At 71.1% G+C, this 22,780-nt stretch carries 15 protein-coding genes and 1 pseudogene; 11 read left to right on the top strand and 5 right to left on the bottom strand.

Translation table 11 applies throughout. The annotated features are described in order from the left end of the window. Positions 1-537: pseudogene (locus G3I40_RS29675) on the top strand (hypothetical protein); the annotation flags it as partial. Between the two features lie 83 nt (positions 538-620). Further along, a complete protein-coding gene (locus G3I40_RS29670) occupies positions 621-1,901 on the top strand; it encodes an extracellular solute-binding protein (RefSeq protein WP_164305678.1) in 1,281 nt (426 codons plus the stop codon). A 20-nt stretch (positions 1,902-1,921) separates the two neighbouring features. Here the strand turns inward: G3I40_RS29670 and G3I40_RS29665 are convergent, their stop codons facing one another. After that, positions 1,922-3,757 carry an MFS transporter gene (locus G3I40_RS29665; protein ID WP_164305676.1) on the bottom strand — a complete coding sequence of 612 codons (1,836 nt, stop codon included), beginning with the start codon at positions 3,755-3,757 and terminating at the stop codon, positions 1,922-1,924. Between the two features lie 135 nt (positions 3,758-3,892). Beyond that, positions 3,893-6,808: a D-alanyl-D-alanine carboxypeptidase gene (locus tag G3I40_RS47990; protein WP_164305674.1), complete on the bottom strand. Its 2,916-nt coding sequence runs from the start codon at positions 6,806-6,808 to the stop codon at positions 3,893-3,895. A 214-nt stretch (positions 6,809-7,022) separates the two neighbouring features. Between G3I40_RS47990 and G3I40_RS29655 the strand changes: the two genes are divergently transcribed. The 3 genes from G3I40_RS29655 to G3I40_RS29645 all read left to right on the top strand — a co-directional run bounded on the left by G3I40_RS29655 (position 7,023) and on the right by G3I40_RS29645 (position 9,428). Beyond that, positions 7,023-7,760, top strand: coding sequence for a GPP34 family phosphoprotein (locus G3I40_RS29655; RefSeq protein ID WP_164305672.1), 738 nt, complete (start codon positions 7,023-7,025; stop codon positions 7,758-7,760). 339 nt (positions 7,761-8,099) lie between these two features. Next, on the top strand, positions 8,100-8,957 hold the full coding sequence (locus tag G3I40_RS29650; protein WP_164305670.1) for a helix-turn-helix transcriptional regulator: 858 nt from the start codon (positions 8,100-8,102) through the stop codon (positions 8,955-8,957). Between the two features lie 270 nt (positions 8,958-9,227). Then, on the top strand, positions 9,228-9,428 hold the full coding sequence (locus tag G3I40_RS29645; RefSeq protein ID WP_164305668.1) for a DUF397 domain-containing protein: 201 nt from the start codon (positions 9,228-9,230) through the stop codon (positions 9,426-9,428). Positions 9,429-9,611: 183 nt separating this feature from the next. Here G3I40_RS29645 and G3I40_RS29640 read toward each other — a convergent pair whose 3' ends face one another. Then, complete coding sequence (locus G3I40_RS29640; RefSeq protein WP_239092012.1) at positions 9,612-10,448, bottom strand: hypothetical protein; 837 nt, start codon at positions 10,446-10,448, stop codon at positions 9,612-9,614. Positions 10,449-10,527: 79 nt separating this feature from the next. Between G3I40_RS29640 and G3I40_RS29635 the strand changes: the two genes are divergently transcribed. Together G3I40_RS29635 and G3I40_RS29630 are read left to right on the top strand one after the other, a co-directional pair. After that, positions 10,528-11,322, top strand: a complete 795-nt coding sequence (locus G3I40_RS29635) for an SDR family oxidoreductase (protein ID WP_164305664.1) — start codon at positions 10,528-10,530, stop codon at positions 11,320-11,322. 325 nt (positions 11,323-11,647) lie between these two features. Continuing rightward, positions 11,648-13,213 (top strand): sodium:solute symporter family protein, encoded by a 1,566-nt coding sequence (locus G3I40_RS29630; protein WP_164305663.1) that lies wholly within the window; start codon positions 11,648-11,650, stop codon positions 13,211-13,213. Positions 13,214-13,887: 674 nt separating this feature from the next. On the opposite strand, the gene G3I40_RS29625 is transcribed toward G3I40_RS29630, so the two are convergent. Further along, positions 13,888-15,009, bottom strand: coding sequence for an ADP-ribosylglycohydrolase family protein (locus G3I40_RS29625; protein WP_164305661.1), 1,122 nt, complete (start codon positions 15,007-15,009; stop codon positions 13,888-13,890). A 268-nt stretch (positions 15,010-15,277) separates the two neighbouring features. Between G3I40_RS29625 and G3I40_RS29620 the strand changes: the two genes are divergently transcribed. Together G3I40_RS29620 and G3I40_RS29615 are read left to right on the top strand one after the other, a co-directional pair. Further along, complete coding sequence (locus G3I40_RS29620; RefSeq protein ID WP_164305659.1) at positions 15,278-16,375, top strand: tyrosine-protein phosphatase; 1,098 nt, start codon at positions 15,278-15,280, stop codon at positions 16,373-16,375. Between the two features lie 197 nt (positions 16,376-16,572). Then, the gene (locus tag G3I40_RS29615) at positions 16,573-17,997 is read left to right on the top strand and encodes an FG-GAP-like repeat-containing protein (RefSeq protein ID WP_164305657.1); all 1,425 of its coding nucleotides are present in this window, start codon (positions 16,573-16,575) and stop codon (positions 17,995-17,997) included. Positions 17,998-18,118: 121 nt separating this feature from the next. Here the strand turns inward: G3I40_RS29615 and G3I40_RS29610 are convergent, their stop codons facing one another. Beyond that, positions 18,119-20,722: a bifunctional FO biosynthesis protein CofGH gene (locus tag G3I40_RS29610; protein ID WP_164305656.1), complete on the bottom strand. Its 2,604-nt coding sequence runs from the start codon at positions 20,720-20,722 to the stop codon at positions 18,119-18,121. A 93-nt stretch (positions 20,723-20,815) separates the two neighbouring features. Between G3I40_RS29610 and G3I40_RS29605 the strand changes: the two genes are divergently transcribed. Both G3I40_RS29605 and G3I40_RS29600 read left to right on the top strand, forming a co-directional pair. Beyond that, complete coding sequence (locus G3I40_RS29605) at positions 20,816-21,145, top strand: hypothetical protein (protein WP_164305654.1); 330 nt, start codon at positions 20,816-20,818, stop codon at positions 21,143-21,145. 100 nt (positions 21,146-21,245) lie between these two features. Continuing rightward, positions 21,246-22,763: a CehA/McbA family metallohydrolase gene (locus tag G3I40_RS29600; RefSeq protein WP_164305652.1), complete on the top strand. Its 1,518-nt coding sequence runs from the start codon at positions 21,246-21,248 to the stop codon at positions 22,761-22,763. Positions 22,764-22,780: the final 17 nt, after the last annotated feature.

The following is a 22,780-nucleotide window of genomic DNA, read 5'->3' as shown; positions in this document are numbered from 1 at the left end:
GACCGCATCGCGGCCCTGGAGCGCGATCTGCACCGCCGCCTCGCGGCACGCACCGCGCTCGGCCCGGGCGTCCTCGCGGCCGTCGCCGTCGCCGCCGTCTCCTTCACCCTCCTGGGGGTGGGCCTGTGGCGCACGTTCTTCTTCCTGCGCCGCCGGATGCGGATCAGGGCGAGCGTGCCGCTGCTCGCCGCCGCGCTGCCGCTGCTCGTCGTGCCGTGGGCGGTGGCCGACGGGGTGCGGGCGTGGGTGGCGCAGCAGGACGCCGAGCCGTACGCCCAGGTACTGGCGGAGCAGGCGACGCCCGACACGGAGGTCGCCCTGGACAACGACCCGTCGACGCCGCCGGGCCCGACGGCCATCCGCCCGGCGACCGCGCACATGGAACAGACCGTGCGGCAGGGGCAGTTCGGCGGCGTAGGGGCCATCGCCGACTGGGTGGCACCGGCAGGCCTGGTCGTCGGCGGCGTCATGGGCGGGGCACTGCACGCGTACCGCCGCGAGTACCTGGTGGTCGGCCGGGGCGGAGGCGGCCGATGAGACGCGGACCAGCAACACCCGGGCACTACCGGCAATTTGGTGCTGTACGCGCCCCCGGCCGCCGGCCGGGGCGGAGGCGGCCCATGAGGCGCGCCCTGCGGCTTCTGCTCGCCGCGAGCCTGCTGGGCCTCGCCGCGCTGTCCGGTGGCTGTTCGTCCGGGCAGGGCTCCCAGGTCGTCGTCCTCGGACCGTGGACCGGGCCCGAGGGCGCCGCCTTCGAGAGCGTCCTGCGCGAACTGTCCCGCGGCTCCGGACACCGCTACGTCTACCAGGGCACCCGCTCCCTGCGCGAGACCCTCGTCGCCCAGCTCGCCGCCGACGCCCCGCCCGACGTCGCCATCCTCAACAGCATCGGCGAACTCACCGAGTACGCAGCCCAGCACAAGCTCAAGCCCCTCGACCCGTCCACCGCCGAACGCGGCTACCCGCCCTGGACCCCCACGCTCATGGCCGACGGCCGGAGCATCAAGTACTGGGTGCCGCTCAAGGTCGACCTGAAGAGCCTGGTGTGGAGCAGGACCGGGTCCTCCAGCACCGATCCCCGGTGGTGCGTCGGCATGGCGGCGCAGGCCACGTCCGGCTGGCCCGGCACCGACTGGGTCGAGGACATCCTGCTGCACCAGGCAGGCCCGCACACGTACACGCAATGGGCCACGGGACAGCTCGACTGGGCCAAGTCGCCCGAGGTGCGGCGGGCGTTCACCACCTGGGCGCAACTGCTCAGGGCCGGCGGCCCGCGCAACGTGGAGCGCGCCCTGACGATGTCGTTCTGGGGCACACCCGCCCCCGGCCACCCCGGCGGCGATCCGCGAGGGCTGCTCGGCAGCTCACTGCCGGACTGCACGCACGAGCACCAGGGCTCCTTCATCCGGTACGTGTACGCGCCCCGCAGCGACGTCCGCGTCGAGCCCGCGGCCCGCTTCCTCAAGGGTTCGGCCGCGTACCGCAGCGCCTTCGAGGTGTCAGGCGACATGGCCGCCGTACTCACCGACAACCCCGGCGCACAACAGCTGGTGAAGCGGCTGACCAGTGAGGACGGCCGCGAACAGTGGTCGGGGGCGGCCCGCCCGCACCTGCGCCCCTTCTTCCCGGACCGCTCCGACCCGCAGCCCGCCGACAACCCGGCGGCCGAGGAGATCGCCCGCTACCTCGTCGACGAGAAGAGCACCCTGTGCTTCGACGCGTCGGACGTGATGCCGCCGGTGCTGCGCGACGCGTTCTACCGCGCGGTCCTGGAGTACTTCCGCTCCCCCGACGGGCCCACGCTGACGAAACTGCTGAACCAGCTGGAGACGGTCCGCACCCAGATCGCCGGGTCACAGACCCCGGGGGACATGCGCGCGCCCACGGACATCTGCCGATGAGCCCCGGCCCCGCGACGGGCCTACTTCAACTCGTCCGGACAGGGCGTGCCCCGCGACCACTTGTAAGGCGCCGCGAGGTGATACGTGCCGACCTGCGGAGCGAGCAGCACGGTCCACTTGTCCCCGGAGGCGTCCTCCTCGGTCTCCGTCAGGCACCCGTGCACGTTCTCGTACCGCTTCGGCAGACTGTCGTCGCTGTCCCGGTCCCGCTTCGACGCCTCCGTCTCGCGCGGCGCGTCGAGGCTCTTGCCGTCGGCGTCGACGATGGACAGCCACGGCGAGTACGGGACCCGGATCACGACGCGGCCCGGCCGGGTCACCTCGATGGTCAGCTCGGCCTGCTCGGCGGCGTCCACGACGGCGTTCGGCTCGGCCATCGGCGTCGGGTCGACGACCGCGAACAGCTGCCAGTTGGCGTCGCCCCACACCTGCTTGAGGTAGGGCAGCCCGCGCTGCAGCAGATCCCGCTCGCGCTCGCCGCCCGCACCGTCCGGCGCCCCCTTGGGCAGCACGACGTAGTGCACGGCCCAGCGCTTGAGCCACTCGTGGTAGTTCGCCGAGTTGAGCGTGTCGTCGTAGAAGAGCGGGTTGCGCTCCATGTCGGCCTGCCGGGTCCAGCCGCGCGCCAGGTTCACGTACGGGGCGAGCGCGGACGCCTCGCGGTGCGAGCGGGCGGGGACGACCTCGACGCGGCCGCGCTCGGCCTTGACCCCCTGGAGTTCATTGACGAGCGGCGCGAGTTCGCGGGCCCAGGAGGCGGCCGGGGTCGTGTGCACGATGTCGTCGACGGACTTGAAGCCGACCCACACGTTCATCCCGACGAACGCGATGACGGTGACGTACCACTTGCGCGAGCGCGGCACGGTGAACGGCAGCGCGGCGAGCAGCGCGACGCCCGCGAACAGCATCGGGAGCCGGCTGATGTTCGTGCCGATCTGCGAGCTGATCAGCCACACGAGGATCACGGCCAGGGTGTAGACGGCGGCGGTGATCCGCACCGTCACCCACTCCTTGGGGACGAGGACGACGACGAAGACGCCGTAGACGACCGGCAGCAGCGCCGACCAGAACGACATCGGCTGGGTCCCCGAGAACGGGAACAGCACCGCCGAGAGCCCGACCACGACGGCGGGCGCGATCCCCAGCGCGTACGCGCCCGGCCGCCGCTTCTGGAGGAAGAGCGCGACGGCGACCAGCCCGACGAACAGACCCGCCACCGGCGAACCGGCCGTCGCGATCGCGGCCATCGGCGCGGCGACGGCGGCCTTCGCCCACCGCCTGTGCCGCCAGCGAACGGGCCAGCAGAAGACGGCCGCGACCGCCGCGAGCCCGAACATCATGCCGAGCCCGAACGTGACACGGCCCGACGCGGCGTTGCACAGCAGCGCGAAGACACCGGCGAGCGCCGGCCACAGCGGCCTGGCCACGACGCGCGTACGGATGAGGAGCAAGGTCAGCAGGGCGGCCGACAGCGTGCCGGCGATCATCATCGTCGTCCGCACGCCCAGCACGGACATCAAGTACGGCGACACCACGCTGTACGAGACCGGGTGCATGCCGCCGTACCAGGCGAGGTTGTACGCGGAATCGGGGTGCCGGCCCACGAACTCGGCCCAGGCGTCCTGCGCCGCGAGGTCACCCCCACTGTTCGCGAACGTGAAGAACCAGATGAGGTGCAGCACCGCGGCAACGGCGGTGACGACGAGCACGGGATGCCGCTCCGCGCGGGCCCGCCAGGACTCCGCGCGCGCGACGGCCGGCTCCCGGCCGCGCGGCTGCTCGGCAGGAGGTCGTATTCGTACGTGCCCCGCCCCCGGCTCGGCGTCGTCGGCACGCGTCGGCTCCGCTGTGGTCACTGCTGACACTCCCGTACGTACCGATTCGAACGACCGAGGGAACGTCCCGGTCCCGCCCCGGTCTCGCGACGCTAGCACGGGGGCACGGTACGGGCGCCGCGGGAGGCCGGTACCCACCAGCCTCCCGCGGCAGCGTCACCCGACGCGCGTGATTTTCGCGCCGAAGCCCGGCTCTGCGAGGTCCTTCTGGAGCGCGACCGGGACCTCGACGGCGTCGGCGTCGTTCTTGCCGTCACCGACGCTCAGCGCACCGACCACGGTTCCGGCCTTCGCCGAGTGCGGGACGGACGTGCCCTTCGGACCGTTCAGCTCCAGCTTGACGGTCAGACCCGCCCAGCCGACGGCGGAGACGTCCTTCGTGGCGACGACCGGGGTGGTGCCGCCGAGCCCGTCGTCGACCTGGCCGACGACATCGCCCTTCTTCACGATCTTCTTGTCGGTGAGCGCGCCCTGGCCCGACTCGATCAGCTTCCGCACGACGCCGGTGACCTCGTCGATGTTGGCGGTGCCGTTGCGCCCGTACTGGCCGAGGGCAGCGCCGATGATCGTCTGGGTCTTGCCGCCGACCGTCTTCTCCGCGGCGAAGAGGATGTTGCCGCCCGCCGCGGTGGTGGTGCCGGTCTTGATGCCGATGGCGACGGTCGGGACGAGCCCGAAGAAGTTGTTCTGCTTGTCGCCGTTCATGTCGACGTAGCTGGGCTGCTTGGAGATCTCCTTGAAGACCGGGTTCACCATCGCGGCGCGGCCGAGCTTCACCAGGTCCTGGGCGGTGGAGACGGTCGTCTTGTCGAGGCCGCTGGGGTCCGTGTAGTGGGTGTTCGTCATCCCCAGCTCCTTGGCGGTCTTGTTCATCTTCGCGACGAACTCGTCCTCGGAGCTGCTGTGGGTGTCCCAGCGGGCGAGCAGCTTGGCCACGTTGTTCGCGGACGGCAGCATGACCGCCTGCAGCGCCTCGTACTCGGGGATCTGCTGGCCCTCGGTGACCTTCACGACCGACTCGTTCTCGGCCTTGCCCGTCTCGTAGTGCTTCTGCGCGGCGGCGTCGACGGGGATATTCGGCCCCTTCGCACCGGTCTTCAGCGGGTGGTCGCGCAGGATCAGGTACACGGTCATGACCTTCGCGATGCTCGCGATCGGTACGGGCTTCTGGGCGCCGGACGTGCCGAACGTGCCGATGCCGTTCACGTCCATGGCCGCCTGGCCCTGGCCGGGCCACGGCACGGACGGCTTGTCGCCCTCGAAGGAGACGGTCTCCCGGGCGGTGAGGTCCAGCGTGGGCGTCGGCAGCGGACGCACGGCCTGTACGACCGCAAAGACGATCACCAGGAGCAGGACCAGCGGGGTCCACACCTTGACCCGGCGCACGGTGGTGCGGACGCGGGTCTCGGGCGGCGGCGGGGTGTTGGTCAGCTCGGCCAGCAGATCGATGGGCGGCTTCGGCGGCAGCGGCTGCTGCGTGGTCCGCTCCGGGGCGGGCGGCTCCACCGGCGCCTTGGCCTCGGGCTGCTTGTCGTCGAGCGGCTTCAGCGGCACGAACTTACTGGTCCGCTCGACCTCCGCCTCGGGCTCGGCCTCGGCCTTGCCCTTCCCGGCGGACGGCACCTTCAGCATGGTGGTCGGCTGATCGACCGGCGGCTTCACCGCCTTGAACATGGCGGTGGGCTGGTCGACGGGCTCATCGCCGGGGGCCGGGACCTTCTTGCCGCCGGGGGCGGTGCCGGGCTTGGCACCGGGGGTGGTGTCCGGGGTGGGCTTGGCACCGGCTTCCGACTTGGCGCCGGGGGCGGTGCCGGGCTTGGCGCCAGTACCGGCGTCGGGCTTGGCGTCGGCTTCCGGCTTGGCGCCGGGAGTGGCGTCCGGGGTGGGCTCGGCGCCGGTTTCCGGCTTGGCGCCGGGGGCGGGGGCGGGAGCGGGGGTGGACTTGTCGCTGGGGGCGGTGCCGGACTTGGCACCGGCCTCGGGCTTGGCGTCCGGGGTGGGCTTGGCTCCGGCATCCGACTTGGCGTCGGCGTCGGGCTTGGCTCCGGCATCCGGCTTACCGCCCGGGGCGGGCGTGTCTCCAGCCTCGGGCTCGGCCCCGGCTTCCGGCTCGGCGTCGGCGTCCGGCTTGGCCCCGGCGTCGGACGTGGCCTCGGCGCCCGGCTTACCGCCCGGGGTGGTGGGCTTGGCGTCGGCGTCGGGCTTGCCCTCGGCTACCGGCTTGGCACCGGCTTCCGGCTTGCCGCCGAGGGCAGCATCGGGCTCGGCCCCGGCTTCCGACTTGGCGTCGGCCGCGGGCTTGGCCCCGGACCGGGCGTCCTCGCCCGGCTCGGCGTCGGGCACGGCATCCGCCACGGGCGTGGCTGCAGCTCCCGCTTCCAGCCCGGCGTCGACTCCGGAGCCGGCTCCAGGCTTGGCTCCGGCTCTCGCCTCCGGCTTGGCCCCGGACGGGGTGCCCGCGCCCGGCTCGGCGTCGGACGAGGCGTCCGGCACCGGCTCGGCTCCGGCCTCCGGCTGAGCCTCAGCCCGCGATCCGGACTGAGGCTCGGTACCCACACCAGCATCGCTTTCCGACGACGCGTCGCCCTCCGGCTCCGCACCGTCGTGAACGGCCCCGGTACCGGCGTTCGACTCCGCGCCCGGCTCGGCCTGCGCCGTCGCGTCCGTGTCGGCCGCGTCATCCGGGCCGGCGTCGGCGGCCGCCCCTTCCCGCTCCGCGTTTGCACTTGCACTCACAGGCGCACTCGTACCCGCGCCCGTACTCGTACCAGCCGGCGCATCGTCCTCGGAGGACCCGCCCGACACCCAGGCCGCCACCGCGGCCCTCAGCCGCGCGTCACCGGCGTCGTCGCCCGCGTCCGCGCCCGAGGCCGAAGACCCGGATGCGGACGCGGACGCGGAACCGGTGTCCGCCTCGGCGACGTCACGGACCGAGAACACCGCCGTCGCCTGATCCACTCCCGGCGACGACGGAGTCTCCCGCGCCACCGCGAGGCGCGGGTCCTTCTCGTCCGGAGTCGGGCCACCCGACGCCTTCTGCTCTTCGCCCGACCTGTCGGGGGTCCCCGCCACCGATGCCTCCTCGACCGCTAAACCACTGAGCGTCGGACAGGCCGTGCCTGTCTGACCCTGTCCGAACCATGTACCAGTGTCCTGTGTGGGGGCTTAACCCCCGTGGTAGACGAGAACGACATACCTACTGGTTCCCGTCCAAAGCCCCCACGCACTCTCGACAGACCAATGTGAGAGGGGTCACCCTGTCATTCATCCACGCGGGGAGGCATGGATGGGCAGGAGCCGCAGAACACTTCCGGAGGAGCTTCTGCTGCTGGCGCTGGACCCGGCCACGGGCACCACCGCACAGCCGCAGTCGCTCGACCTAGGTCTGGCCGGAGCACAGCTAGTAGAGCTGGCGCTGGCCGGACGGATAGCCCCAGACGGGGATCGTATCGCCGTGGTGGCACCACGGCCGACCGGAGATCCGACTCTGGACTGCGCGTTGGAGTTGCTGCGAAGGCGTGGCGCTCCTGTGCGGGCGGTCCACTGGATTGGCGGGCCGCGTCTAGGGCTGCGCCAGACCTACCTCTCGCACCTGGAGCGGTGCGGCATGGTGCATGCCGTGGCCGGCCAGATGTGCGGGGTACTGCCGACGACTCGCTACCAGGCGACGGACACGGCAATCAGCAGGGAGATCAGGTCCCGGCTGGACTCGGCGATCCGCACCGGCGTCCCGCCGGACCCGCGGACCGCGGCGCTCGCCGCGCTGGCCCATGCGGTCGGACTCGGCAAGCACTTGTATCCGGGCAACGAGGGACGGTCCTCGCGCTCCCGGCTACGGGACCTGATCAGGCACGACCCGATGGGCGGCCTCGTGGCGCACGCCGTGATGGACGTCCAGAACGGGGTGGCCGCTCAGCCACGCCGTTCGCCCGCCACCCCGGCGGGCAGGGGTGCACCGGAGCCCGCCAGGGGCGTTCCGATGCAGCCGCGCCGTGACCCCATGGCGCGCGCCGTGGCCCACTAGGCGAGACCGGCAACACCCGCACCACAGGCGGTACTCGCAGCACCCGCACCACAAGCAGCACCCGTAGAACACCCGCAACAGCGCCGCACCGCAGTCCCCAAGACCCGGTTCGGGAGCCGCTGTACCGCGCGGGGCGATGGACCGGACGTCCGTACATCAAATACGGTCCCCGGCCACCGCCCCGCGCGGTCGCGTTTGCGCTGCGTACCGAGGGGAAGTCCGCCGTTTCCCAGCGGCGTGAAGCCCCGTGGTGGCAATCTGCTCAACAGCAGATACGCAACGTACGCAGAACGAATTACGCAGAACAAATAAAGGCACGTAGCCGGAGGTGCACGTCCCGTGGCGTCCAACGTCAATCCCACTGTCAGGCGGCGCCGGTTGGGCCAGGAGCTGCGTCGGCTCCGCGAGCTCAAGGGCATGACCGCCGAGGAAGTCGCCGAGCGCCTGCTGGTCTCGCAGTCGAAGATCAGCCGCCTGGAGAACGGGCGGCGCAGCATCAGCCAGCGCGACGTCCGTGACCTGTGCGGGGTGTACGAGGTCGAGGACCACCGGATCGTGGACTCGCTGATGCAAATGGCCAAGGACTCGCGCCAGCAGGGCTGGTGGCACTCCTTCGGCGACATCCCGTACAGCGTCTACATCGGCCTGGAGACCGACGCCGCCAGCCTGCGTGTCTACGATCCGCAGGTCGTGCCCGGTCTGCTGCAGACGCGGGGCTACGCGGAGGCACTCATCAACGGCGCGCTGCCGGAGACGACGCCCCAGGACATCGAGAAGCGCGTCCAGGTCCGCATGCGCCGCCAGGAGCGCATCCAGGCCCCGGAGGTCCCGCTGCGCCTGTGGACCGTCCTCGACGAGGCGGCGCTGCGCCGCGGGGTCGGCGGCAAGAACATCATGCGGGAGCAGTTGGAGCACTTGGTCGAGCAGTCCCAACTGCCGCACGTGACCGTGCAGGTGATCCCGTTCGAGATGGGCGCGCACCCCGGGCTGAACGGCCAGTACGCGATCCTGGAGTTCCCTGACGCGGCGGATTCCAGCGTGGTCTACATCGAGGGCGTCACCAGTGACCTTTACCTGGAGAAAGCCAACGACGTGCAGAAGTACAGCGTCATGTACGAGCATTTGCGGGCACAGGCGCTGAATGTGGAGCAATCCCGACAGTTCATCTCCGAGATCGCCAAGGAGTACGCGCGCTGACGTGGCGAGGGGCGATCTCCGGAAGGCTGGATTCCGCGCGCCCCGGCCCGTTTTTCGTGCCTGCGAGGCAAAGGCGCCGCACGGTACACCTTCGCCTCGGCGGAATGGAAGACCCCAATGGAATATGCCATCCGGTCGGGTGAATGGCCGCTTCACGCACTCAAGTTGGCGAGTAGCGTCGATCACGCCATCAAGACAACATCGTTGGCGCGAACCGCTCTGGACCTCCGAGCGGGGATGTAATTCGACACTGGCTAAACCGGAGCAAACATGGCAATCCAGCAAGGCGCCACGGAATCCTGGATCAAGTCCTCGTATTCCACGGGTAACGGCGCATGTGTAGAGGTCAAGTCCCCCGAGCTGCACGCGATCGCGGTACGCGACTCGAAGGTGACCCAGGGCCCCACCATCGGTTTCGACCCGGAGACCTGGAACGCGTTCGTGTACGAGGTGAGCACGGGCTCGTTCTGAGCGGAGAACGGCACAACAACCACATATGCATGATCGAGCACCACTCAGCACGACAAGCACCACGCGCATCACCAGCACCATCGGCATTACCCGCACCATCAGCACCACGTAGGAGCCCTCTCGACTGGCCCGCCGTCCTGGCCGAGAGGGCTCGGCTGCGTCTTCAGCCAGTGGTCAGCGCCCTCACCGGAGCTGGTCCACGTACCGGTCCGTCCCCGGCACCGTCGGCACGAACGGCGCCATGAGTTCCACCCGCGCCCCGAGCCCCGCCCCCGCCACCTGGTCGCCGAGCCCCGCGAAGTGCTCCTGCCAGCACTCGCGCGGGTCCTCCTCCAGGAACCACAGCAGCGTCAGCCGGGTGTCGACGCCCTCGACCTGCTTCACGTACGTCATCTTGTCGCCGGGCAGCGGCGTCGGCCGGAAGATCGTGACCATGGCGGCCGGCGACCCGGCGAGGACCTTCGGCAGATGGCGCGCGCGCAGCCACTCCAGCAGGCCGGCCCGCTGCTCGCCGCGTTCGACGTCGATGACCTCCAGCACCAGCCCCGCGTACGGGTGGTCGAGGGCGTGGTAGTCGCGGGGCCCGGCGGCCCCGTCCCGGTAGACGGTCGCCTCGTGGTCCTGGAACGCGGTGAACACGTGGGTGCGGTCCTGGTACACCCGCCCGTCCCGGTTCAGCCGCTTGTTGATACCGACGGTCCACTTCATGTGGTCGTCGTAGCGCCCTTCGGTGACCCAGTACGTAGAGAGGTAGCAGCCCGCGGTGACCGGCTCGGCGACGGCCGACTTCTCCGGGAGGCGCAGCTCCTGCAGGTCGCGCGTGGCGACCCAGCGGCGTCCCGCGTACATCCACGGCATGGCCATCGCACCGGCGTAGTAGTGGTCGTCCTCGTACCAGCGGTTGTACGCGTACTCGTGTCCCGGGTGGGGTTCGACCATGGTGATCAGCGCGTGCCCCGGGCGCACCCCGTACGGCCCCACGGCCGCCAGTTCCGCGTACGTCTCGCTGTGCGTATCCATACCGGCCCCTTCCATCCACCAACCGACGCACATACTCTGACGCCCCGTCAGATAGATGGCCAGAGTCGGGAGGCGCCCAATGAGCGACGGAGAGCTGCTCGCCGGAAGGACCGTGATCGTCTCGGGGGTCGGCGCCGGCCTCGGCCATCAGGTGGCGGCCGCCGTGGTGCGCGACGGCGGCAACGCGGTGCTCGGGGCGCGCACCGAGGCCAATCTCGCCAAGTGCGCCGCCGAGTTGGACCCCCAGGGCGCCCGGACCGCGTACCTGCCGACCGACATCGGCGACGAGGCGCAGTGCGAGGCGCTGGCGGCACTCGCCCGCGACCGCTTCGGCGGCGTCGACGCGGTGGTCCACGTGGCCGCGTGGGACAGCTACTTCGGGGGCCTGCAGGACGCCGACTTCGACACCTGGCGCCAGGTCATCGACGTCAACCTGCTCGGCACGCTGCGGATGACCCGGGCCTGTCTGCCCGCCCTCAAGGAGCGCGGCGGCTCGGTCGTCATCATCGGCACGCAGTCGGCCGTGGCCGCGCCCTCACAGGTGTGGCAGGCGGCGTACGCGGCGTCGAAGGGTGCGCTGACGAGCGCGATGTACTCGATGGCCCGGGAGCTCGGCCCCGACCGGATCAGGGTCAACACGGTGCTGCCGGGCTGGATGTGGGGCCCGCCGGTGCAGGCCTACGTGCAGTTCACCGCGCAGAGCGAGGGAGTACCGCAGGACGAGGTCCTGGGCAGGCTCACCGAACGGATGGCGCTGCCGGAACTGGCCACCGACGGCGACGTGGCGAACGCGGCGGTCTTCCTCGCCTCGGACCGGGCCCGTGCGATCACGGGCCAGCAACTCCTGGTGAACGCAGGCGAGTTGATGCACTGAAATACGAAGCGATCACTCCCTTCGCGCGACCGCACGGGACCCGCATCCCGTGCGGTCGTTCGCGTATGTGCGGCTACTGACGAAGTGCCCGCTCATCGTGTGTCCGAGGTCACGTTCACGACAACTCCCCTCCCGGTAACGAAAATGCAAAATCGTTCGGCTTCCTGATCTCGGTTCACATCCGTGACCCTTGAAGGCCTTGACCGGTCCACCGAACAGACGGTTCAATCCCGGAAGTCCCCACTCCCGCACGGGGGCGCCCGCTGACACGGACGTACTGACGAAGAGCCGCAACGTTCACAAGGCGGACCCCTGGAGGGGGCACATGAACAGTCTCGACTGGGTCGTGCTCATCGGCTACTTCGGCATCATGGTCGCGATCGGCGTCTGGTCCCACAAACGTGTGGACGACGTCTCCGACTTCTTCACGGCCGGCGGAAAGATGCCCTGGTGGCTTTCCGGCATCTCGCACCACATGTCCGGCTACAGCGCGGTGATGTTCACCGGTTACGCCGGCATCGCGTACACCTACGGCGTGACGTCCTTCGTCACGTGGTCGTTCCCGATCGCACTCGGCATCGCGATCGGCGCGAACCTGTTCGCACCGCGCATCAACCGCCTGCGCTCCCGGCTGCACGTGGCATCACCCCTCGAATACCTGAAGAACCGCTACAACCTCGGCACGCAGCAGGCGCTCGCCTGGTCCGGCATGCTGCTGAAGATCGTGGACGTCGCCGCGAAGTGGGCCGCCATCGCCACCCTGCTCTCGGTGTTCACGGGCATCTCCCTGAACCAGGGCATCTTCATCACCGGCGCCATCACGGCCGTCTACTGCACCATCGGCGGCCTGTGGGCCGACGCCCTCACGGAGCTGGGCCAGTTCATCATCCAGCTGCTGGCCGGCGTCTCGATGTTCATCGCCGTCGTGGTCAAGCTCAACGACAAGAACATCGGCTTCTTCGACGCCTGGAACCGACCCGAACTCCAGGGCCACGACAAGCCGTTGGTCGGCGAGTACGGCGCGGTGTTCCTGCTCGCGTTCTTGTTCATCAAGCTCTTCGAGTACAACGGCGGCATGCTCAACCAGGCCCAGCGCTACATGGCGACGGGCAGCGCCCAGGAGGCCAAGCGCTCCGCGCGGCTGTCGGCCATCCTGTGGCTGGTGTGGCCGGTCGTCCTGTTCTTCCCCATGTGGATGTCGCCGCTGCTCGTCAAGGCGGCGAAGCCGGACGGCTCCGACAGCTACGGCCTCATGACCGAACAGCTGCTACCACACGGCCTGTTGGGCCTCGTCATCGTCGGCTTCTTCTCCCACACGATGGCGATGTGCTCGTCCGACGCCAACGCCATCGCGGCCGTCTTCACGCGTGACGTGATGCCGGCGATGTCGAAGCGGGCCCGCGGCTGGAACTCGCGCACCGGCCTGATCGCGGCCCGGCTGACCACGGTGATCTTCCTCGCCCTCTCGATGGGCGTGGCCACCCAGGTCAACTCGCCGACGTTCAAGGACATCATCACCGTCGTCATCAAGTGGGTCGCGGGCCTCATGGGTCCGATCGCGATCCCGATGATGCTGGGCCTGCTCCGCCAGTTCCGCAAGTCCGGACCGACCGCGGCGCTCACCAGCTGGGCGATGGGCCTGCTCGCGTTCTGGCTGGTCAACTACCCGATCAGCTGGAACGTCGAGGGCGGCGTACCACTGCAGTACCAGGTGTCGATCCCGCTGGCCGTCTCCCTCGTCCTCTACATCGTCATCGGCTTCATCAAGCCGGAGGACACCCCGGAGCGGGACGCGATCATCGAGCGCATCAACACCGACGGCCCCGACACGACCGGCGCGGCCGCGGTCCCGGCCCCGGCCACCGCGCAGGACGACGTACAACGCCTGTAACGCCCCGACCCCACCCAGCGGGCCCGCAGCCGAACCCCGGCTACGGGCCCGCTTCCGTACACCGCATGAGCCGACCCACACGCAGCCGCCCGCCGCACCGGAGGGGGTGAGCCGATCCAGAAGCCCCACCAACGTTCAGCCGCGTACGAGACCCCACCCCACACCACCCACAGAGCGAACCGAGCGATCCGAGCGAACCGGGTGACAAAGCGGAACGCTCCACCGGAGGGTGAGCCGGTCGGGAAGTTCCACCGGGGGGAGAGCCGATCCGGAAGCCCCACCGGGGGTTGGTCGCTAGACGACGGGAGGGGCCGTGTCGGGGTGCCCCCGCAGGACACCGCAGGAACGCAGCGCCGGATGCCGCGCCGTAGGCGCCCAGGGAACAAGGCGAACAATCCGGCCGAGGAGGTACCCCGGCGCGGCCCCGCACCCCGCGCCATACGGAAGGCGCACACCAGCCCAGCAGAAGACGCCACCCCGCCTCACCGGCACCGTACGGAAGGCGCACACCAGCCCACCTGAAGACGCCACCCCACCTCACCCGCACCCTACGGAAAGCGCACACCACCCCAGCAGAACCGCACGGTCGGCCCACACCCCCCCCCAGCAGAACTGGACAACCGGCGTACCGAAGACGGACCGAGCAAAATCAACCCCGGCGGAGCCGACCGCGCTCAGGCCCGCGGATACCGAACCAGCCACCCCGGCGACGACGTGGCAGGCCCGTGCAACGCCGCACCCTGAGTCATCTCCATGGCGAAGTCGTCCGCGAGTTCCAGCACCGTCGCCCGCCCCTCCAACTCCGCCACCCACGCCGGCGGCAACGCCGTCTCACCATGCAAGGCCCCGAGCAACCCCCCGCACACCGCCCCGACCTCGGCCGACGGCCCGTCGTGGTGCACGGCGAGCCCGAGCCCGTGCCGGATGTCCTCACCCACGAGCGCGCAGTACACGGCGGCCGCGAGCACCCCCACCGCACCGCCGTCCCCGACCAGTTCCCCCACCCGCGCCGGACTCGGCATCCCCTGCCGCACCGCGCCGACCGCGTGCTTGAGCGCGTCCACGACCGGCGGATGCCCGGGCCGCGCGGCGAGCAGCACGAGCGTGCGCTGCACGGCCGCGTCCAGGGAGTCGCCGCGCGCCAGGGCGTGCACGATCACGGCGTACGCGCCCGCGGCGAGGTACGCCTGCGGCGAGCCGTGCGTGTGGACGGCGCATTCGACGGCCAGTTGGAGCACGAGCTGCGGCTCCCAGCCGACGAGCAGCCCGAACGGCGCCGAGCGCGTCACCGCCTCCGCACCGCTCGCGCCCGGATTCTTGGGCTTGTCCAGGGTGCCCATGACGTCGTTGCCGAGCCCGAGCAGCACCGCCTGGGACGCGCCGCGCCGCGAGTACAGCCACTCCTCGCGCGCCAGCCAGCCGTCCTCCTTGCGGCGCTCGTCGGGCCCCCAGTCGCGCTGGGTCGCCGCCCACCGCAGATAGGCCCGGTGCACATCGGTCGGCGGATGCCAGGCACCGGTGTCGCGGCGCACCTGCGCACGGATCAGCCCGTCCACGGTGAACAGCGCGAGCTGCGTCGCCGCGGTCACCGCTCCCGTACGGCCGTACGCGGGTGCGAGCTGGGTGAGCCCGTCGGCGCCGTGCGCGTCCCGGATCGCGTCGAGGGTGAGGTCGGCGAGCGGGGCGCCGAGGGTGTCGCCGAGTGCGGAGCCGAGCAGCGTGCCGCGCACACGGCTGCGAAAGTCCTGCTGCTCGACGCGGCCCCAGACGGGCGCGGCGGCGACCGGTGACCCCATGGAGACCCTCTCTTCCGACTGGCAGCACTGTAATCGACCGGGCCCGACCGGGAACGTTCGCTTGCGCGACTCATGCGACCTCAACTGGTATGCGGGGAGACGCCCTTGAGGTCGCTTCGGACAGGATTTGCCCAATTGGCGAAGGTGTACGCAGAACACGCCCACCCACCCGAACCACGAGCCCGGGCCCCACCTCCTCCTCCGCCCTTCCCCTCCCGTTCACCACCAGGACGCCCCCCGCTTCCCGACGCCCCGAAACATCCGCCCCATGAGCCACATGACGCGTGTCAGGACCACCGCTTACGCCCTCTCGGCCGCAGCCCTCCTCACGGGCCTCACCGCCCCCGCGGCCTCGGCCCACGAGAACCACCACCACAGGAACCAGCACCACGACAACCCCGCCGCCACCGCCCGCATACCGTTCACACGGGCCACCGTGACGGCGAAGGCGACCGCGGGAACGTACGAGATCTCCTGGCAGGCCCCCGGCACCCACCACGTCACCATCAAGGCGGGCACCCGCACGGTGGCGCGCGGCGGCGCGTCCGGCAAGGTCACCGTCACCCGCCTCCCGGCGCACGCCGACCGCCAGTGGTTCGACCTGGTCCCCGACCACGGCAAGGGCCTGCACCTCGCGGACCGCCTCATCAAGCTCGACGGCACCGTCAACTTCCGTGACGCGGGCGGCTACCGCACGGCCGACGGCCACTGGGTGAAGATGGGCAAGGTCTACCGCGCGGACGCTCTGAACAACCTGACCTCCGCCGACCTGGCCAGGCTGAAGCGCCTCGGCATCGGCACGGACTACGACCTGCGCACCACCGCGGAGCGCACCGCCGCGCCCGACAAGGTCCCGGCCGGCACGTCGTACGTGGTCGCGAACGTCATCGGCGACGACAGCCCGATCTTCACCATGCCGGCCACCGAGGCCGCGGCGGCCGAGATGATGATCCAGGGCGAGAAGTCCATGGTCAGCTCGGACACGGCCAAGGCGGCCTACCGCTCGGTCATGGCGGGCATCGTGCAGGGCGGCGGCGACCTGTTCCACTGCTCTGCCGGCAAGGACCGCACGGGCTGGGCCAACGCCACGCTCCTCACGGCGCTCGGCGTCCCGCGCGAGACGGTGACGGCCGACTACCTGGCCTCGAACGACTACCGCGCCGAGGCCAACGCGGCGGCGCTCGCCGCGATGCCCGCCGACCAGGCCAAGGCCTACAAGCCGATGCTCGACGTACGCGCCGAGTACCTGAACTCCGGCTTCGACGAGGTCAAGGACAAGTACGGCTCGTTCGGTGCGTACGAGCGGCAGGCGCTGGGCCTGGACGCCCGAGACCTCGCCCGCCTGCAGCACGACCTGCTGGTCTGACCGGGCACGACCGCCACCCACAAGGCGGCACTGCCGACCACCACCCGCAGGCCGGCACCCCCAGGCCACCGCCCGCTGGGCGGGCCCGAAGTGGGGCCGTTCGGCGGCTCCGTACAACGCTTCGCGCCACTCGCACGTCTCCCCTTGTGCACGTCTACGTAATCTGAACTTCCCCCACCGCACACCCGGGAGCCCACGTGCGTCGCACTCTCACCACCGCCCTGACCCTCACCGCCTCCCTCACCGTCGCCGCGGCCCTGACGGCCGGCCCGGCCGCGGCCGCCGTGCCCGTCCCGCCCCGCACCCCCGTCACCGACTTCAACCACGACGGGTACGCGGACCTCGCGCTCGGTGCGCCGGGCAGCACGGTGGGCGGGAAGGAGTCGGCCGGGGCCGTCTCGGTCGTGTACGGGAGCAAGGGCGGGGCGGACCTCGCGCACGGACAGGCGCTCAGCCGGGCCACCGCCGGGGTGCCGGGGGACGCGACCGCCGGGGAGTACTTCGGCGAGCGCGTCTCCGTCGGCGACCTCGACGGCGACGGCTTCACCGATCTCGTCGTCGGCACGGTCAACGGCTCCCACCCCGTGGTGCTGTGGGGGTCCGCCGCCGGCCTGAGCGGGGCCGGGAGCGTCAGTCTGCCCGGCGGCTCCGGGCTCTTCTCCGTCGGCGACTTCAACGGCGACGGCCATCGCGACCTGGTCACCGACGACTACCCGCGCAGCGACGACCCGGACGACGACGATGCCGGGATGACCGTCTCCTACGGGCCGTTCGACCGTGCGAGCGGCGCGGCCGCCCGCACGGACCCCATCGTGACCAGCCAGACGTTCGGGCCGGGCGACTTCGTCGTCGGTGACGTCACGGGCGACGGCGCCGACGACATCGTCACGAGCCACGGCTTCGAGGAGTCGGCCTACCAGAGCAAGTTCTGGAAGGGCGGCAAGGACGGCGTGAGCCACACCTCCACCGCGCTCACCTCCAGCCTCGCCGGGGCCGTCGCCGACGTCGACGGGGACGGCTACGGCGACCTCGTCGTGCACGACATCGGCGACAACTACGAGGACATCGCCTACGAGAAGGGGACCGTCCGCGTGCTGTACGGGACCGCCGCCGGGCCGTCCACCACCCGTACGAAGACGATCACCCAGGAGACGAGCGGTGTGCCGGGCGCGGGCGAGAGCGGCGACCAGTTCGGCACCGACATCGCCGCCGGTGACGTGAACGGCGACGGCTACGCGGACATCGCCGTCGGCGTCCCCGGGGAGGCCATCGGCACCGTCAAGGACGCGGGCGCCGTCGTCCTCCTCAAGGGCGGCAAGGGCGGACTGAGCGGCACCGGCGCGCAGGCCTTCCACCAGTCGACGGCGGGCGTGCCCGGCGCGAGCGAGAAGGGCGACCAGTTCGGCCTCCAGGTCCTCCTGTCGGACGTGAACCACGACGGCTTCGCCGACCTGACCGCCGCCGCTCCGCTGGAGGACGGCACGTACCAGGACTCGGGTGCGGCCTGGGTGCTGCGCGGCGCCGCGTCGGGCCTCACCGTCAAGAGCATCGCGTCCTTCGGGCCCGCAGCCGTCAACGTGCCTGAGAAGAACGCCCAGTTGGGCCGGGACCTGGGCCGCTGAACACCCCGCTCATCGCGCCACGCCCCGGGGCCCGTCCTCGCACTGAAGACGGGCCCCGGGGCGTGTGGCGGACGTCCCGCCTGCCCTTCGGGCGAACGACGGGACTCACGTCGGACACTCTCTAGTTGTCCACCACCGGCAGCAGTTCCGGCAGGTGCCCGTCCGACGCCATGGCCGAGCGGACCCGCTCCTGCGGGACCGTCCCGTACAGCGTCGTGCGCGGCTTGGCCGGACGGCCCGCCGCCTCGGCGACCGCGATCAGGTCCTTGACCGACTTGTACGAGCCGTACGACGAGCCCGCCATCCGGGAGATGGTCTCCTCCATGAGGGTGCCGCCCAGGTCGTTGGCACCGGAGCGCAGCATCTCGGCGGCGCCCTGCGACCCCAGCTTCACCCAGCTGGTCTGGATGTTGGGGATGTGCGGGTGGAGCAGGACGCGGGCCATGGCGGTGACCGCCCTGTTGTCGCGGGCGGTCGGGCCGGGGCGGGCGATGCCCGCCAGGTACACCGGCGCGTTCGTGTGGATGAACGGCAGGGTCACGAACTCCGTGAAGCCGCCGGTCTCCTGCTGGATCGCGGCCAGCGTGCGGAAGTGGCCGAGCCAGTGCCGCGGCTGGTCCACGTGCCCGTACATCATCGTCGACGAGGACCGCAGGCCGAGCTCGTGGGCCGTCTTGACGACCTCGATCCAGGTGGCGGCGGGCAGCTTGCCCTTGGTCAGCACCCAGCGCACCTCGTCGTCGAGGATCTCGGCGGCCGTGCCGGGGATCGAGTCGAGGCCGGCCTCCTTGGCCGCCGTCAGCCACTCCCGGACGGACATCCCGGTCCTGGTCGCGCCGTTCACGACCTCCATCGGCGAGAAGGCGTGGACGTGCATGCCGGGCACGCGCTCCTTCACGGCCTTCGCGATGTCGAAGTACGCCGTGCCGGGCAGGTCCGGGTGGATGCCGCCCTGCATGCAGACCTCGACCGCGCCCACGTCCCAGGCCTGCTGGGCACGGTCGGCGACCTGGTCGAGGGAGAGGGTGTACGCGTCGGCGTCCGTGCGGCGCTGGGCGAAGGCGCAGAAGCGGCAGCCGGTGTAGCAGACGTTCGTGAAGTTGATGTTCCTGGTGACGATGTACGTGACGTCGTCGCCGACCACCGTCCTGCGGATGTCGTCGGCGATGCCGCACAGCGCGTCGAGCGCCGGGCCGTCCGCGTGCAGCAGGGCGAGGGCCTGGTCGTCGGTGAGCCGCGTCGGGTCGTCGGCGGCCACCGCCAGCGCCTCGCGCACGTCGCCGTCGATGCGCGAGGGCACCATGCCGGGCGCGGCCTGTTCGCGCAGCGCCTCCCAGTCGCCGTACACCTCGTCGAAGTCGTCGCGCCGGTCGGACGTGCGGCCCTCGGTGTCGATGGTGCGGTGCAGATCGGTGCGGCCGCTGCTGGTGAACTCCTCGTCCGGCTCCTGCCAGGGGCGGCCGACGACGGGCGCGTCCGCGACGGCCAGGCCGGTGCCGGGGTCGGCGAGGGCGCGGACGTGCGGGAGCAGTCGCGGGTCGAGCCAGGGCTCGCCGCGCGTCACGAACTCCGGGTACACGCACAGGCGTTCACGCAACGTGAAGCCGGCGAGCTGCGACTGACCGGCCAGCTCCTCCAGGCGCGGCCACGGCTTCTCCGGGTTCACGTGGTCGATGGTCACCGGGGAGACGCCGCCCCAGTCGTCGATGCCCGCGCCGATGAGCCGCGCGTACTCGCCGTCGACGAGGTTCGGCGGGGCCTGCAGATTGCCGGAGGGGCCCATGATGTGCCGGGCCACGGCGACCGTCGCGACGAGCTCGTCGAGTTCGGCGTCGGGCATGCCGCGCATCGCCGTGTCCGGCTTGGCGCGGAAGTTCTGGATGATCAGTTCCTGGATGCCGTGGTACGAGCGCGCGACGCGGCGCAGTGCGAACAGCGAGTCGGCGCGCTCCTCGTACGTCTCGCCGATCCCGATGAGCAGCCCGCTGGTGAAGGGCACGGAGGAGCGGCCCGCGTCCTCCAGCACCCGCAGCCGCACGGCCGGCTCCTTGTCCGGGGAGCCGTAGTGCGGCATGCCGGGCTCGGACCAGAGGCGCTCGGCGGTGGTCTCCAGCATCATGCCCATGCTGGGGGCGACGGGCTTGAGCCGCTGGAAGTCGGTCCAGGACAGCACGCCCGGGTTGAGGTGCGGCAGCAGCCCCGTCTCCTCCAGGATGCGGATCGATATGGCCCGCACGTACGCGATCGTGTCGTCGTACCCGTGCGCGTCCAGCCACTCGCGGGCCTCGGGCCACCGCTCCTCCGGCTTGTCGCCGAGGGTGATCAGGGCTTCCTTGCAGCCGAGTTCGGCGCCCTTGCGGGCGACGTCGAGGACCTCGTCCGGCGACATGAACATCCCGTGGCCCTCGCGGCGCAGCTTGCCGGGGACGGTCACGAACGTGCAGTAGTGGCACTTGTCGCGGCACAGCCGGGTCAGCGGGACGAAGACGCTCTTGGAGTACGTGATGACGCCCGGCCGGCCCGCGGCCGCCAGGCCCGCGTCGCGCACCCGGGCGGCCGACGCGGTGAGGTCCGCCAGGTCGTCGCCGCGTGCCTGGAGCAGTACGGCGGCCTCGGTGACGTCGAGGGCCACACCGTCCCTGGCCCGTTTGAGCGCACGGCGCATGGCGTTGGCGGTGGGACGGTCGGCCTGCTGCGTCTGGGGTACGGCGTCCGGATCACTCATGAACCGAGCATACGAGCGCGGCCCCGGCAGGGGTTCCGGGAGGCCCCGCGCGGTAATAGTCTCGGCGAGCCTTGACCGACGGGGGAGTTCATCATGTTCATGCGTACACGGCCCACGACCGTGCTGCTGTTGCTGGGGGCGCTGCTCTTCGCTGGCGTACCGGCGACGGCGTCCGCGGCGGCGCACACGACCGCGGCGGCGGCCGCACAGCAGGAGCGGTCGGCCGCGAAGCCGCACCACTCGGTGGCGAAGTCGGCCACGAAGGTCTCGAAGTCCCACAGCAGCGGCAAGAAGAGCAGGATCAAGAAGAAGAAAAAGAAGAAGGGCGGGTCGCTGGGGGCGCTCGGCTGGATCCTGATCGTGCTGGTCGTGCTCGTGATCCTGGTCGTCGCGGTCCTGTTCCGCAGGCGCCGCCGCTCGTAGCCCGGCCGCACGTCATCCGCCGAGCCCCTTCCCTTCAGGGGCCGTTCACGGCTCAATGCCAGGGTCGCACACGTCACACCCGACCCCTGGGGAGCTCAGCATGTGCACGGATGACGAACACGGCATCGGCAGACGGACGTTGCTCGTGACCGGGGCGGCGACGGCGCTTACGCTCGGCACCATGAGCTTCGCCAGCGCCGCCGACGGCTCGCAGTCCACCAAGACGCTCAAGGGCACGCTGCCGCCGGGCGCACCGGACTACGTGTACCTGCCGGTGGAAGTGCCGCGCGGAGTGCGGGAGATCAAGGTCTCCTACACGTACACGAAGGCCACCGTCCCGGCCGGCACCCAGAACAACGCGCTCGACATCGGCATCTTCGACGAGCGCGGCACGGCGCTCGGCGGCAAGGGCTTCCGGGGCTGGTCGGGCGGGGCGCGCACCGAGTTCTTCCTGCGGGCCGACGACGCGACGCCCGGCTACGTGCCCGGCCCGGTCCGGGCGGGCACGTGGCACATCGCGCTCGGCCCGTACACGGTGGCGCCGGACGGCCTGCCGTACGAGGTGACGGTGACGCTCACCCACGGCGCGTCCGGCACCACGCCGAAGCCCGTGTACCCGCCGTCCCGGGCCCGCGGCCGGGGCCGCGCCTGGTACCGCGGCGACTGCCACATCCACACCTGGTACTCGGACGGCCGCCGCACCCCGGCCGAGGTCGGTGCGCTCGCCCGTGCGGCCGGACTGGACTTCATCAACACCTCCGACCACAACACGCACTCCTCGCAGGCGCATTGGTCGGACGTGGCGGGTGACGACCTGCTGGTCCTGATCGGCGAGGAGGTCACCACGCGCAACGGGCACGTCGTCGCCCTCGGCACGGACCCGGGCACCTTCATCGACTGGCGCTACCGGGCCCGCGACAACCGCTGGGCGAAGTACGCGCAGGAGATCCGCCGGGCGGGCGGCCTGGTCGTCCCGGCGCACCCGCACGCCACGTGCATCGGCTGCGGCTGGAAGTTCGGCTTCGGCGAGGCGGACGCGGTCGAGGTGTGGAACGGCCCGTACACCCCGGACGACGAGGTCTCCCTGCAGGACTGGGACAACACCCTTGTGGCGTACGCGCGTTCGCGGGGCAAGGGGTCGTGGATCCCGGCGATGGGCAACAGCGACGCGCACCGCGACCCGGACCGCATCGGCGGCCCCCAGACGGTGGTCCTGGCCGACGACCTGACCCGCGACGCCATCCAGGACGGCATCCGGGCGGGCCGCTCGTACGTCGCCGAGTCGTCCGAGGTGTCCGTGGCGTTCACGGCGACCGGCGGCAAGGGCGAGGTGGCGGCCCTCGGCGCACGCCTGGAGGTGTCCCCCGACGCCCCGGTCACCGTCGACCTGGAGGTGAAGGGCGCCCCCGGCTGCACGCTCCACATCGTCACGGACCAGGGCACGTTGTTCACGTCGGCGCCGCTGCCGGACTCCGGTACGGGAACCGCGAGTTGGCGCACGACGGCGTCGTACGCGGCGTACGTGAGGGCGGAGGTCCGCCACGCCCCGGCGACGACCGGCCTGCCGGGAGCGCTGGCGGCGTTCACGAACCCGATCTTCCTGGGAAAGAGCGCGTAGCCTGACGCCCTTCGCCC

This window comes from Streptomyces sp. SID14478 (assembly GCF_010548525.1).
Classification (GTDB): Bacteria; Actinomycetota; Actinomycetes; order Streptomycetales; family Streptomycetaceae; genus Streptomyces.
This window is presented reverse-complemented; position numbering and strand designations above follow the sequence as displayed.

Bases quoted from the DNA above. Each gene is read 5' to 3' on its own strand.
- G3I40_RS29670 (WP_164305678.1), top strand. From the start codon at position 621: ATGAGGCGCGCCCTGCGGCTTCTGCTCGCCGCGAGCCTGCTGGGCCTC.
- G3I40_RS29655 (WP_164305672.1), top strand. From the start codon at position 7,023: ATGGGCAGGAGCCGCAGAACACTTCCGGAGGAGCTTCTGCTGCTGGCG.
- G3I40_RS29645 (WP_164305668.1), top strand. From the start codon at position 9,228: ATGGCAATCCAGCAAGGCGCCACGGAATCCTGGATCAAGTCCTCGTAT.
- G3I40_RS29640 (WP_239092012.1), bottom strand. From the start codon at position 10,448: ATGGATACGCACAGCGAGACGTACGCGGAACTGGCGGCCGTGGGGCCG.
- G3I40_RS29635 (WP_164305664.1), top strand. From the start codon at position 10,528: ATGAGCGACGGAGAGCTGCTCGCCGGAAGGACCGTGATCGTCTCGGGG.
- G3I40_RS29630 (WP_164305663.1), top strand. From the start codon at position 11,648: ATGAACAGTCTCGACTGGGTCGTGCTCATCGGCTACTTCGGCATCATG.
- G3I40_RS29625 (WP_164305661.1), bottom strand. From the start codon at position 15,009: ATGGGGTCACCGGTCGCCGCCGCGCCCGTCTGGGGCCGCGTCGAGCAG.
- G3I40_RS29620 (WP_164305659.1), top strand. From the start codon at position 15,278: ATGAGCCACATGACGCGTGTCAGGACCACCGCTTACGCCCTCTCGGCC.
- G3I40_RS29610 (WP_164305656.1), bottom strand. From the start codon at position 20,722: ATGAGTGATCCGGACGCCGTACCCCAGACGCAGCAGGCCGACCGTCCC.
- G3I40_RS29605 (WP_164305654.1), top strand. From the start codon at position 20,816: ATGTTCATGCGTACACGGCCCACGACCGTGCTGCTGTTGCTGGGGGCG.
- G3I40_RS29600 (WP_164305652.1), top strand. From the start codon at position 21,246: ATGTGCACGGATGACGAACACGGCATCGGCAGACGGACGTTGCTCGTG.